Below are 13,361 nucleotides of genomic sequence, written 5' to 3' on the forward strand. Positions count from 1 at the left end.
TGACGGTGCGTTCGCTATCGTGTCGAGTGCGTCCACCCGCCGAGGCGGGTAGGTGCGGGTAGGTGAAGCGGACAGGCTGATCGGCGCAACGGAGCGCCTGGGGGTGATCGTCTCGCAGACGCGGCTCTCGGTGACGGGAGGCGGAGCGGATCCGGCCGCCCAACTCCTGCTGCACCACCTCAGAACGGGCGATCGGCCGGCCCTGGACCGGGCGGTCCGGATCGCCCGGAGGTACCTGCGCACCGCACCGCCGGACGAGCCGGGCCGGTCCGCTCGCGCGGGCAACCTCCTGGTGGCGCTCCTGGTGCGCTGGCAACTGCTCGGCCACCGGCGGGACCTGGACGACCTGATCACCCTCGGGGTCCGGTGCGCGGCGGCCGAGCCGCCCGCGGCCCAGGACGTCCGGCTGCTAGCCCTGGCGTACCGGAGCCGGTTCGACCTCGACCGTCGCCCGGCGGACCTCGACGGGGCGGTGGCGATGTTCGCCCGGGCGGCCGGCCTGCCGCAGCCGCCGCCCACCGTGGGGGAAGCGCTGGCCGGCCTCGGCGGGGCGCTCTCCGAGCGGTTCCGGGTCACCGGCCGCGAGGAGGACCTGACGCGGGCCGAGAGCGCCTACCGGCGCGCGCTGGACGGTCCGTGGGCCGACCCGACGGACCGCGCCGCCCTGCTGCTCGATCTGGGCAACGTGCTGCACGACCGTCACGAACTCCGCGGCGACACCGAAGCGCTGGGGGAGGCACTGGAGCTGTGGCGCGCGGTGTCGGCCGTGGTCCCGGCCGGCCACGAAGCCCGGTTGCCGGCTCTGCACAACCTGGCCCAGGGGCTGCGGATCTGGAGCACGCTCACCGGCGACCCGACCGACCGCGCGGAGATGCTCCGGGTGAACCGGGAGGCCCTGGCCGGGACGCCGGCCGGGCAGCCGGGCCACGGCGCGTGTCTGGCCGGGCTCGGCGTGGCCCTGCGGCTGGTCGCCGAGGAGACCGACGACCTCGGGGCGCTACGGGAGTCCGTCGAGCTGCTCCGCCGCGCCGTCGCCCTGCGGGAGGGCGACGCCACGCTGTACGCGGGCCGGCTGAACAGCCTCGGCAACGCACTGCACCGGCTGGCGCAGTGGACCGGTGACGTGGAACTCCTCGACGAGGCCGTCGAGGTGCTGCGCGAGGCGCTGGCCGGGCAGCCGCCCGGGACGAAGGTCTTCGGCGAGGTCCTCGCCAACCTCGCCGTCACCCTGCACGAGCGCGGTTTCCAGACCAATGACCCGCAGGCCGTCCAGGAGGCGGCCGAGCTGGCCCGCCGGGCCGTCGACGAGGGGCCGGTCCGGGCCGCCGACCGGGTCGACCGGCTGGCCAACCTCGGTGTGGTGCTGCAGAGCCGGCACGGCGAGACCGGCGAGCCGGCACTGGCCGCGGAGGCGATCGCGATGGCCCGTGAGGCCCTCGCGCTGACCGCGTCCGGAAGTCCGGCCCTGGGTGACCGGCTGAACCACCTCGCCAACGCGCTGCGGGCCCGGTTCGACTCGACCGGGGAGCGGGCGGACCTGGACGAGGCCGTCGCCCTGCTGGAGCGCGCCGTCGAAGTCAGCCCCTACGGCGACCCCCGGCTCCCCCTGACGCTCTCCAACCTCGGCAACTCCCGGCTCGACCAGTACCGCACGACCGGGGACGACGAGGCACTGGACCGGGCGGTGAGCGACCTCGGCCGGGCCGTCTGGGCCGGCGCCGAGGGCACCGGGGCGCACGGCACCTACCTGCAGCACTACGCCGACGCCCTGCTGTTCCTGCACCAGCGGGACGGCGACCCCGCCGTGCTGCGGGCCGCCGCGGACGCCTACCGGCAGTCGGCCCTGACCGAGGCGATGCCGGCCGACGGACGGATCCGGGCCGCCTGGGACTGGGGCGTCGCGGCGGCGGAGGCCGGACGGTGGGAGGAGGCCCTGCGCGGCTACGGACTGGCCGTGCGGCTGCTGCCGTTCGTCGCCTCGGGCCGGCTGGCCCGGGGCGACCAGGAACGCAGCCTCTCCCGGGTGCACGGGCTGGCCGCCGAGGCGGCCGCCTGCGCCGTGCAGACCGGGGACCTCGTCCTCGCCGTCCAACTGCTGGAACAGGGCCGGGGAGTCCTGCTCGGCCGGACCATCGCCACCCGGGACGGCCTGGGCCGGCTGCGCCGCGACCATCCCGCGGCCGCCGAGCGGTTCCGCGAGCTGAGCGAGCGGATCGACGCGCTCGACGCCGCCGACCCGGCCGGGGCACGGTCGGGCCTGCCGGCCGGCGGTACCGACCTGCGGCACACCCTGGCGGCGCGGTTCGAGCGGCTGGTGACGGAGATCCGCGCGCTGCCGGGCTTCGCGGACTTCCTCGCCCCGCCGTCCCCGGCCGTTCTGGCGGAGGCCTCCGAACGAGGGCCGGTGGTGCTCGCCTACTGCAGCGGGTACCGCAGCGACGCGCTGGTCCTGTGGTCGGGGCAGGTCCTGCTGGTCCCGCTGCCGGCGGCCACGCCGGAGGCGGTGGACGAGCAGGTCCGCCGGCTGGAGGAGGCACTGGTGGCGGCGGCGGATCCGGCGACCGACCGGGTGGCCCAGACGGTGATCGGCGAAGTGCTCGGCTGGACGTGGGACCACGTCACCGGACCGGTGCTCGACCGGCTCGGCCTGTCCGGGGCAGCCCCCGGCGGCCCGTGGCCCCGGGTCTGGTGGTCGCCGGGCGGGGCGCTCTCCGCCCTGCCGCTGCACGCGGCGGGCCACCACGACGACGCGGTGCCCGACGTGCTGCCTGATGCGGTGCCCGACGGGCGGCGCGGTCCGGGGGCAACCGCGGGGAGCCCGCGCACGGTGCTGGACCGGGTGATCTCCTCCTACACCCCGACCGTCCGCGCGCTCGCCTACGCCCGGGCCCGGGAGACCGCGCCGGAGCCGGGCCGGTCGGTGGTGGACGGGCCGTCGCCGGACGGGCGCTCGCCGGACGGGCCCTGGGGCGCGGACGGCCTGCTCGCGGTGGCGATGCCCGAGACCCCGGACGCCCGCCCGCTCACCGGCGCCCGGCGGGAGGTCGAGCTGCTCCGCGGGCTGCTGCCGACCGAGGTGCTGATCGGCGAGGAGGCCACCCTGGCAGGCGTCCTCGAAGCGCTGCCCCGCCACGCCCACGTGCACTTCGCCTGCCACGGTGTCAGCGAGCCGGAGGACCCGTCCACCGCCCGGCTCCTCGTCCACGACCACCGGACGGCGCCGCTGACGGTCCGCCGGATCGCCCGGCTCGACCTGCCCGCGGCCCGGCTCGCCGTCCTCTCGGCCTGCGAGACGGCCCGGGGCGCCGGCGAACTGGCCGACGAGGCGATCCACATCACCTCGGCCTTCCAGCTCGCCGGGTACGCCCATGCCGTCGGCACCCTCTGGCCGGTGCACGACCTGCTCGCGCTCCGGATGACCAGGCTGCTCTACCAGGGCCTGCGGGCGGGCCGGCCCGCAGGGGCGCCGGGGCTGGACACCGACCGGACGGCCGAGGCCCTGCACCACGCCGTCCGGCAGTGCCGGACGGCGTTCTCCACCAGTCCGGGCCTCTGGGCCGCCCATGTGCACGCCGGCGCCTGACCTGCCGGACCCGACGACGAGGGAGCTTCACCGATGAGCGGATGGTGGCGCAGACGAGCGGCCGAGCGCGCCGCGCAGGCCGACGGCACGGGCGGCGGCCCTGCGCCGTCGGGACCGTCCGGCGAAGGCCCCGACGAGGTGCCGCTCGCCGCCGAGGGGCTCCGGGAGCCGCGCTGGCAGCCGCCCGGAGCCACCATCACCGTCACCGAGGTGACGGAGGGCAGGCCGGAACAGGAGATCGTCCGGGTCCGCGTCGAGCCGGAGGAAGCGGCCGCGTGGCGGGCCAACGCGGCCATCGAGCGGCTGGGGGCCGACCACCCCGAGACCCTGACCGTCCTCCGGGAGTACGCCCGGGTCCTGGCCCACACCCCGGCCGGCACCGACCGCGCGGTCGAGCTCTACGAGTACGTGGCGGGCACCCAGCGCGCGGTGCTCGGGGCACGTCACGAGGAGACCCTGCGCACCCGTGCGGAGCTCGCGGGCCTGTTCCACCACCTCGGCCGGGTCCAGCAGGCCGAGTCGCTCTGGCAGGCCAACTTCCGTGCCAGGGCGGAGACCCTCGGCCGGGACCACCCGGACACCCTGCACAGTGCCGACGGGCTCGCCGCCGCCCTGGAGTCCCTGCGGCGCTCCGCGGAGGCCGAGCCGCTGCTGCGTGACACGCTGGACCGCCGGAGCAGGCTGCTGGGCCCGGACCACCCCGAGGTGCTGTCCGCCACCAACCGGCACGCGGCCGCCCTGATCAACTGTGGCCGCCACCGGGAGGCCGAGCGGTCCCTGCGATCCCTGGTCCCCACGCTGGAGCAGCGCTACGGGCGTGACCACGAGCGCACCGTGGCGGCTCGCGGCAACCTCGCCGCCGTCCTGGTCCGGCTGGACCGCCACGCGGAGGCGGAGCCGCAGCTGCGGGCTGTCGCGGCGTCCTGGGAGGCGCTCACCGGGCCGAACGGCGAGAACACCCTCTCCGCCCGCAACAACCTGGCCGCCGTCCTGCACGGCATGGAGCGCTACCAGGAGGCCGTTCCCCTGCTTCGGGACATCCTGGCCCGGCGGACCGCCCTGCACGGGGACGGCCACCCCATCACGGTGAGCTCCCGGGAGAACCTGGCCAACGTCCTGATCGACGCCGGCCTCCTCGCCGAGGCGGCCGGCCTGTTGACGCGCTGCGCCGCCGACTACAGCCGGATCCACGGTCCCGGCCACCCCCGGGTGCAGGTCGTCCGCGAGCAACTGGACTGGTTGCGCGAACACCTGCCCTGACCGCCGGTCACCGCCGGACACCCCCCGCCGGTCAGCTCAGGGCAACCCCGGAGGGCGCCGCGGGATCGTCCCGCCCCCGTCATGGTCTTGTTGTGTCCCCTTCATGTGAGGGATGCTCAGCCGCGGCATCCTTCCGATCGGCGGAAGCGACCGCCGACCGCGTTCTGACAAGGGGACAAGTCATCGTGACCGCACGCCGTGCCCTCGCCGGCACCATCGCCACCGGTCTGCTCGCCACGGCCGCCGCCCTCCTGCCGGTGCAGTCGGCCGGTGCGAGCGGCGCCGGTGAGCTCCCGTTCGGCTCGGCCACCACCGTCGGGCTCCACAACACCTACGACCCGGCCGCGTTCGGCTACCTCGCCCAGGGCCTGGACACCGGCACCGGCATGATCGAGCTGGACGCCTGGACGGACACCGTGACCAAGGAGTGGAAGGTCAGCCACTCCAACCCGCTGGGCAACGCCAACAACTGCGTCACCGCGAGCACGCCCGCCCAGCTCTACACCGGTGGCGCCAACAAGAACCTGGAGACCTGCCTGGACGACGTCCGGGTCTGGCTCGGGGCGCACCCCGGCGCCGGCCCGCTGGTCGTCAAGCTGGAGCTCAAGGCGGGTTTCGCCGCCAACCGGGGCATGGGCCCCGCGCAGCTGGACTCCCTGATCGCCGGCCACCTGGGCTCCGCCGTGCTGCGCCCGGCCGACCTGCTCGCCAAGCCGGGCGGCGGCTCGTACGCCAATGCCGACGAGGCGGTCCGGGCCGGCAACTGGCCGACCAGGGCGGCGCTCGCCGGGCGGGTGCTGGTGTACGTGATCCCCGGATCGCTGGAGGAGGGCAACCCGTTCGACACCCTGCCCACCGACGTCGAGTACGGGCGCCACCTGCGCGACCTCGCCGCGGCCGGGCGGATCGGCGACGCCCAGGTCTTCCCCGCCGTGCACGGCGCCGCGGCCGGCGACCCCCGCACGAAGTACGCGGAGACGGCGATCCGCCCGTGGTTCGTGGTCTTCGACGGTGATGCCGCCGCCTACCTGGGCGGCATCGACACCGCCTGGTACGACAGCCGGCACTACCTGCTGACGATGACCGACGCGCAGAACGTCGCGCCCGCGATCAGCGCTACCGACCCCACCGCCGACCAGGCCCGCGGTCGCACGGAGCAGCTCGCCCGGGCGCACGCGAGCATCGTCTCCAGCGACTGGCGGGGGCTCCCCGCCGTGCAGTCGCTCGCCCTGCCGCGAGGCTGACCGTCCACCCGTCGGGCCCCCCGCCCGCCGCAGGTCCGGGGGTGGGGGCGCGACGGTCGACGGCCCGCGACGCGGGGTGACAATACGACAGTTGGTGTGCGACGCTGCACCTCGCGCGGAGCCGACCGCGTTGCGGGGGACCGAGGGGCGGCCGCATGGAGGACGAAGCGCAGCCGAGCGGGCCTCGGCACGACGGCCGGAGCCGCGCGGACGACGGTGCGGGTGCCACCGACCGCGCCGCCGGACAGGGCGGCCGGATCGCCGGCGTCCTGGTGGCCGTCGTGGGCCTGCTGCTCGCCGCCTCGGCCCTGCGACCGGACGGCGGCCTGCTCGGTACGCCCCCCGCCACGGTGCCGGTGGAGGCCCTCGGGTTCGTCCTGCTGCTCGCGCTCGGCTGGCTCGTCGTCATCGGCCGCTTCGCGGTGCGCTTCCGCGCGGAGGTCCGCCACCTGAACGGGCCGACGCCGTGGGCCGAGCGACTGCGGGAGGCGGCCGCGGTTCTGCTGCCCGGGGCCGCCGCGGCGGTACCGGTGCTGATGTTCGTCTTCCACCGCCGGGCGCACACCGACTCGGTCGATCCGCCGTCGGTGCCGCCCCTGCCGGACTTCACCCCGCTTCCGACGTCCCCGCCGCCGGTCTGGCCCGACCGGGTGCCCGCCGACAGTTCGCTCTCGACCGTGATCGTGGTGGTGTTCGGCGGGCTCGCCATCGCCCTGGTGGTCGCCGCAGTGGTGGCCGCCGTGCTGCTGTTGCGGCGGCTGCGGATCATCCGGCGGCGGCCCCCGGCGTCGCTGCCCGCCGCGCCGGCCCGGGGCGAGGACGCCCTGGCCGCCGCGGTCGACACCGGTCGGCGCGCCCTCGGCGGCGCCGACGCGCGGGCGGCGGTGATCGCCTGCTACGCCGCGATGGAGGCCTCGCTGGCGGCCTCCGGACTGTCCCGCCGGGCTCCGGAGAGCCCGACCGAACTGCTGGAGCGTGCGGTGACCGACGACCGCGTCGACCCTGTCCACGCGCGGGCGCTCACCGTGCTGTTCCGGGAGGCCCGGTACTCCACCCACCCGATGGACGAGACCCACGTGCGCCGGGCGCAGAGCGCGCTGGACGCCCTCGCCGAGCGGCTGGCCGACCGGGCGGGCCCGTCCCCGGAGCCCGCGGCGGCCGGAGTGGCCGCAGTGGCCGGAGCGGCCCGGACCGGAGGCCGTCGATGAGCGCCCGTCGGAACGGGCGGAAGGCCGACCGCGCCGACCGTGCGGACCGTGCCGACGCCGCCGACCGCGCCGACCGTGCCGACGCCGCCGATCCGAAGGGCCGAGCCGGTGGCGGCCTCGCCGCGCCCGGTTCGGTCCGGCACAGCCTGATCGAGCTGACGGTGACCGCCGTGCTGGCCGAGGTCCTGTTCGCCCTGGTCGGCGGTGCGCCCGCGGCCGCCGCCGGAGCGGTCCTGCTGACCGCCGCCGGACTGGTCGCCGGCCGGTACGTGGCCGGCGCGGGGTTCCTCGACATCGGCCTGCGCAGCCGGCAGCGCCTGATGGACTCCCGTGAGCCCGGCCTCGGCGACTGGCGCTGGACCGTCCGTCAGGGCCTCGACCCGCAGGGCGACGCCAAGCCGTTGCGCGGCCGGCTCCGGCGGCTCTTCGCCGCGCGCCTGTCCGAGACCCACGGCATCTCGCTCACCGCGGACCGCGACCGGGCCGCCGAACTGGTCGGGCCCCGGCTGTGGCCGTGGATCGATCCGGACGCCGCGGACCCGGATGCGACCCTCCCGGGCCCCGTCCTCCTCGCGCTCGTCGACCGGCTCGAGTCCCTGCGGCCGCCCGGTCCCAAGCCGCCGAGCTCCGGGTAGCCGGCGCCGTCCCCGAAGGACGCTCAGCACGCTCCGTTCCCCGCACTCCCCGCACCCCCGTACTCCCCGTCGTCCCGGCAGTCGGCCGACCGACGCCGCTCTTCAGGAGAACCATGACCGCCGTTCCCCAGGCCCCCGCCCCGGACACCGAGCACGCCCCGGAGGCCGAACCCACCGCGGGCCGTCCGACCGAGGCGGCCGAGCTGACGCCGCAGGAGGCCGGCCGGCGCGCCCGCGCGGTGGTCGAGGAGATCGAACGGGCCGTGGTCGGCAAGCCCGAGGCCCTGCGGCTGGTGATGCTCGGTGTGCTGGCCGGCGGCCACGTGCTGATCGAGGACCTGCCCGGGCTCGGCAAGACCCTGCTGGCACGCTCCTTCGCCACCACCCTCGGCCTGGACTTCCGCCGGATCCAGTTCACCCCCGACCTGCTGCCCTCGGACGTCACCGGCGCGCCGTTCTACGACCGGCGCAGCGGCGAGATGGTCTTCCGGCCCGGGCCGCTGTTCACCCAGCTCCTGCTGGCCGACGAGATCAACCGCACCCCGCCGAAGACCCAGGCCGCGCTGCTGGAGGCGATGGCCGAGGGCCAGGTCTCCGTCGACGGGGCCACCCGCCGCCTGCCGCAGCCGTTCGTGGTGATCGCCACCGCCAACCCGATCGAGTACGAGGGCACCTACTCGCTCCCGGAGGCGCAGCTCGACCGCTTCCTGCTCCGGGTGCGGATGGGCTACCTCTCCACCGGCCTGGAGGCCTCGATGCTCCGGGCCCGGCTGGACCGCGCGGTGCCCGAGCCGGTCCTGGAGACGATCAGCAGCCCGGCCGAACTGCTCGCGATGCGGGCGGCCTTGGAGCAGGTCGAGGTCGACGACGACCTGGTCGACTATGTGATCGCGCTGGTCCACGCCACCCGCAACGACCCGCAGATCCAGGTCGGCGCCTCGCCCCGGGGCGGTCTCGCACTGGTCCAACTGGCCCGGGCCCGCGCGATGCTGGAGGGCCGCGACTATCTCACTCCGGAGGACGTCAAGGCGCTCGCCGTCCCGGCGCTGGCCCACCGCATCACCCTGACCCCGGAGTTGTGGGTGCGCCAGGTCGAGGCGGACGACGTCCTGGCGCGCCTGGTCGCCGCCGTTCCGGCGCCGCAGACCCTGCCGCGCGCGGCCGGCGGGCCGGGGAGCGGCCGGGTGGACGCCCCGGGCTTCGCCCGGTGAGCCCCGAGCCCTCCGCCGAGCCCTCCGCCGAGCGCTCCGCCGCCGACGGGCCAGGGCAGCGGGCCCGCCGGCTCGCCGCCCAGACCGGCGCACCCGGTGGGCGCCCGGTCCGGCGGCTCGCCGGCCCGGCCGCGAGCCCCGCCCCGCGCCCCGCGCGAGGCCGCCCGGCCCGGACCGGAAGCCCGACCGACACGCGGAACGGCCTGCGCACCGGCCTCGGTACCGGTCCGCCCGCCGGACCTGGCACCGGCCGGAACACCGGTCCGCGCCCCGGCCGCCGGGCGGGCGCACGGGGCCCGGAGCACGCCGCCGCGCGCCTGGTGGCCCGCAGCGCCCGGGCGACGCTGGCCGGCCTGCCGAGCACGCCGCCCTCGCCGTACTGGCGGCCCGGTGAGCGGACCCTGCGTCTGCTCACGGTGGCCACCGTCGCGGCCGTCGCCGCACTGGCCACCGGCCACGCCTGGGTGCTCGCGCTGGCGGCGGGTCCGGCCGTCCTGCTCGCCCTGGCGGCCCCGGGCAACGGCCGTCCGTCCCGGCTGGCCGCCGAGACCACCGTCGCGCCGCGCCGCTGCCTGGAGGGCGATGCGATCAGCGTACGAATCACCGTCCGTCACGACGGGCGGATCGGCCGGCTCGACCCGACCGTCGCCCTCGGCCCGGGTGTCACCCTGACAGCGGTGACCGTCGGTGCCACCGAGGTCGACCTGGTGGTCCAGGCTGGACGCTGGGGCCGCTGGACCCTGGGCAGCGTCGACATCGACGTCTACGACGCCGGCGGTCTGACCCGCCGGACGGTGCGCACCGAACTCGGCGCGGTGGACGTCTTCCCGGTGCCGAGCGCGGCCCGCCTCACCCCGATCCCGGTGCGGCTGCCGGAGCGCCTCGGCGAGCACACCACCGCACACGAGGGCACCGGCGTCGAGGTCGTGGGCGTTCGCCCGCACGTACCGGGCGAGCGCCAACGGCGCATCCACTGGCCCTCGACCACCCGCCGCGACGCCGTCCAGATCAATCAGTTCGCCGCCGAGCGGGCCGCCGACGCGGTCGTCCTGCTGGACACGCTGGCCGACTTCCGGGACGCGGCCACCGGCCTGTCCAGCCTGGACGAGACCCTGCGCGCGGCCGGCGGGCTGACCCGCGCCTACCTGCGCCGGCACGACCGGGTCGGCCTGATCGCGGTCGGCGGGAAGCTGCGCTGGCTCACCGCGGGCAGCGGCGACCGGCAGTTCCACCGGATGGTGGAGAGCGTGCTGGAGGTCCGTCAGGACCGGGGCCACCGCAGCCCCCTCGCGCCCCGGCTCCCGGCGGCGGCGCTGCCCGGCCACGCACTGGTGTACGCGTTCACCTCGCTCGCCGACCAGCGCATCCTGGACGTGCTCGGCCAGGTCCGCGACCGTGGCAATCCGCTGGTCGTGGTGGAGATCCCGGCCGGCGAACCGGCGGTGGAGCCCGGCGACGAGATCGGCGCGGTGGCCCGGCGGCTCTGGCACGCCGAACGCGAGGCTATGCGCTCGGCCCTGCGCGCCCGGGGCATCCCGGTGGCGCGCTACACCCCGGGCGAGGCGCTCGACCTGGCGCTCGCCCCACTGCTGCGCCGCCGGATCGGGGGAGGAGCCCGATGACCACGACCGACGACATTCCGACCGGTGCCCGGTGGGTCCCATGGGCCGAGCGGGCCGCGTTGCGTTGCACCGGCGTGGCGCTGGCGCTCACCGCCGCCGGGGTCGGCGGCACCGCCGGCGGTGCGGTGGACCGGGCCGGGCCCGCCGCCGCGGTGGCCGCCGCGGCCTTTGCGCTCTGGGCCGCCCCACCGCTCGACGACCCGCCGCGCCGTCCGCACAGCTGGACCGGCCGGCTCGCCTCGTCGCGCAGCACCGTACTGGCGGCCGCGAGCGTGCTGCTGGCCGCGCTGGGCGAGCCCCCGTCCGGGCGGATCGCGGCGGTGACCGCCCTGCTGATCGGCTATCTGTTGCTGGTCGACGTCCTCGGCCCGCAGCGCCACCGGGCCCGGCCCGTGCACGTGCTGGCCGCCGTCGCCGCGACCGGCCTGGTGCTGTCCGTCGCGTCCGCGTCGACCGGGGCGGGGGAGTGGTCGCGTCCGATCGCCCTGGCCGGTCTGGCGGCCGCGGGCTGGGGCGTCACGCAGGCGCTCCGGCCGGGGCGCCGCCCCCGGGCGCGGCCGGCGGAGCCGCACACCGGCGAGTGAGGCGTCCTCGCTTCTCCCTTTCGGCACCGGCGCGGCCCTTCGGCTCGGGGTGGGGTGGCCGCGGTCCGCGCGTGGCGCCCCGGCGCCCCGGGTGGGCCGGAGGTCGCGCGCTGGCTACGATCGGTGAGCACGGGGCACAGGACGCGCCGGGCCGCGCGGCCGGCGTACGGCGAGGAACACTGGTGGGAGAGACGATGGCACACGCACACGCACGGGCCGGGCAGCAGGCGCAGCCGGACGACCTGGTGGACGTGGCGCGGTTGGTGACGGCGTACTACACGCTGCACCCGGACCCGGAGGAGCCGGGTCAGCGGGTGGCGTTCGGCACCTCGGGGCACCGGGGCTCCTCGCTGGACGCGGCGTTCAACGAGGACCACATCGCCGCCACCACGCAGGCGATCTGCGAGTACCGGGCCGCGCAGGGGATCACCGGCCCGCTGTTCCTCGGCGCGGACACCCACGCCCTGTCCGAGCCGGCCCGGGCCACCGCCGTCGAGGTCCTGGCGGCCAACGGCGTCGCCGTCCTGCTGGACAGCGCCGACGGCTACACCCCCACCCCGGCGGTCTCGCACGCGATCCTGGCCCACAACCGGCGCCACCCGCAGGGGCTGGCCGACGGCATCGTGGTGACCCCCTCCCACAACCCGCCCCGGGACGGCGGGTTCAAGTACAACCCGCCGAGCGGCGGTCCGGCCGGCTCGGAGGCCACCTGCTGGATCCAGGACCGTGCCAACGCCCTGATCCGGGACGGCCTGCGGGGCGTCAAGCGGGTGCCCTACGCCCGCGCCCTGACCGCCGCGACCACCGGCCGCCACGACTACCTCACCACCTACACCGAGGACCTGGTCTCGGTGCTGGACCTCGACGCGGTGCGGGCGTCGGGCCTGCGCATCGGCGCGGACCCGCTGGGCGGGGCGTCCGTCGCCTACTGGGGGCGGATCGCCGAGACGCACCGCCTGGACCTGACCGTCGTCAACCCGGTCACCGACCCGACCTGGCGCTTCATGACGCTGGACTGGGACGGCAAGATCCGGATGGACTGCTCCTCGCCGGCCGCGATGGCCTCGCTGATCGAGCGCCGGGACCGGTTCGCGATCGCCACCGGCAACGACGCGGACGCCGACCGCCACGGCATCGTCACCCCGGACGGCGGCCTGATGAACCCGAACCACTACCTGGCGGTCGCCGTCGACTACCTCTACCGCCACCGCGCCGACTGGCCGGCCGACGCGGCCGTGGGCAAGACGCTGGTGTCCTCCTCGATGCTGGACCGGGTCGCCGGTGACCTCAAGCGGGACCTGGTCGAGGTGCCGGTCGGCTTCAAGTGGTTCGTCGACGGGCTGCTGGAGGGCTCGATCGCGTTCGGCGGTGAGGAGTCGGCCGGGGCGTCCTTCCTGCGCCGGGACGGCGGGGTCTGGACCACCGACAAGGACGGCATCCTGCTGGCCCTGCTGGCCTCGGAGATCACCGCGGTGACCGGCCGCACGCCCAGCGAGTACTACCGTGACCTCACCGGCCGTTTCGGGGCTCCCGCCTACGCGCGGGTGGACGCCCCGGCCGACCGGGAGCAGAAGGCGCTGCTGGCTCGGCTGTCGCCGGCGCAGGTCCGTGCCGGTGACCTGGCCGGCGAGCCTGTCACCGCCGTCCTCACCGAGGCGCCGGGCAACGGTGCGGCGATCGGTGGGATCAAGGTCTGCACCGAGAACGCCTGGTTCGCGGCCCGCCCGTCGGGCACCGAGGACGTCTACAAGATCTACGCGGAGTCCTTCCACGGCGCCGACCACCTCGCCCGGGTCCAGGCCGAGGCGCGCGAGCTGGTCAACGAGGTCCTCGCCGGCCCTGCGGCCTGACCTCCCGCTGCACGGCGCCGGACCGGGGCCCGGGCGGCGAGCCTGCGCTCGCCGCCCGGGCCCCTAGGTGCAATACCAGTGACTTAAGGATCGCTGATGGTAGGCTGCCTGCCCAGGAGGTGCCTGGATGCCACGCCCTGGGCAGGTCAAGCCGGCGACGGACG

General features: G+C 76.4%; 9 protein-coding genes. All 9 read left to right on the plus strand.

Annotated features, from left to right (window positions below):
* Window positions 1–103: 103 nt before the first annotated feature.
* The 9 genes from AB0J08_RS19910 to pgm all read left to right on the plus strand — a co-directional run bounded on the left by AB0J08_RS19910 (window position 104) and on the right by pgm (window position 13,197).
* Complete coding sequence (locus AB0J08_RS19910; protein WP_360635471.1) at window positions 104–3,583, plus strand: CHAT domain-containing protein; 3,480 nt, start codon at window positions 104–106, stop codon at window positions 3,581–3,583.
* 33 nt (window positions 3,584–3,616) lie between these two features.
* A complete protein-coding gene (locus tag AB0J08_RS19915; RefSeq protein ID WP_360635474.1) occupies window positions 3,617–4,843 on the plus strand; it encodes a tetratricopeptide repeat protein in 1,227 nt (408 codons plus the stop codon).
* Window positions 4,844–5,028: 185 nt separating this feature from the next.
* Complete coding sequence (locus tag AB0J08_RS19920; protein ID WP_360635477.1) at window positions 5,029–6,087, plus strand: phosphatidylinositol-specific phospholipase C domain-containing protein; 1,059 nt, start codon at window positions 5,029–5,031, stop codon at window positions 6,085–6,087.
* Between the two features lie 155 nt (window positions 6,088–6,242).
* On the plus strand, window positions 6,243–7,295 hold the full coding sequence (locus AB0J08_RS19925; protein ID WP_360635480.1) for a DUF4129 domain-containing protein: 1,053 nt from the start codon (window positions 6,243–6,245) through the stop codon (window positions 7,293–7,295).
* Window positions 7,292–7,930, plus strand: a complete 639-nt coding sequence (locus AB0J08_RS19930) for a hypothetical protein (RefSeq protein WP_360635483.1) — start codon at window positions 7,292–7,294, stop codon at window positions 7,928–7,930. The genes AB0J08_RS19925 and AB0J08_RS19930 overlap by 4 nt, the downstream gene beginning before the upstream one ends.
* Before the next feature lie 113 nt (window positions 7,931–8,043).
* A complete protein-coding gene (locus tag AB0J08_RS19935) occupies window positions 8,044–9,141 on the plus strand; it encodes a MoxR family ATPase (protein WP_360635486.1) in 1,098 nt (365 codons plus the stop codon).
* Window positions 9,138–10,763 carry a DUF58 domain-containing protein gene (locus AB0J08_RS19940; protein ID WP_360635489.1) on the plus strand — a complete coding sequence of 542 codons (1,626 nt, stop codon included), beginning with the start codon at window positions 9,138–9,140 and terminating at the stop codon, window positions 10,761–10,763. Before AB0J08_RS19935 ends, AB0J08_RS19940 begins: the two co-directional genes overlap by 4 nt.
* Window positions 10,760–11,347: a hypothetical protein gene (locus tag AB0J08_RS19945; protein ID WP_360635492.1), complete on the plus strand. Its 588-nt coding sequence runs from the start codon at window positions 10,760–10,762 to the stop codon at window positions 11,345–11,347. Before AB0J08_RS19940 ends, AB0J08_RS19945 begins: the two co-directional genes overlap by 4 nt.
* 194 nt (window positions 11,348–11,541) lie before the next feature.
* Window positions 11,542–13,197: a phosphoglucomutase (alpha-D-glucose-1,6-bisphosphate-dependent) gene (gene pgm / locus AB0J08_RS19950; RefSeq protein ID WP_360635495.1), complete on the plus strand. Its 1,656-nt coding sequence runs from the start codon at window positions 11,542–11,544 to the stop codon at window positions 13,195–13,197.
* Window positions 13,198–13,361 lie beyond the last annotated feature (164 nt).

Source organism: Kitasatospora sp. NPDC050463 (assembly GCF_040655255.1).
Lineage (GTDB): Bacteria > Actinomycetota > Actinomycetes > Streptomycetales > Streptomycetaceae > Kitasatospora.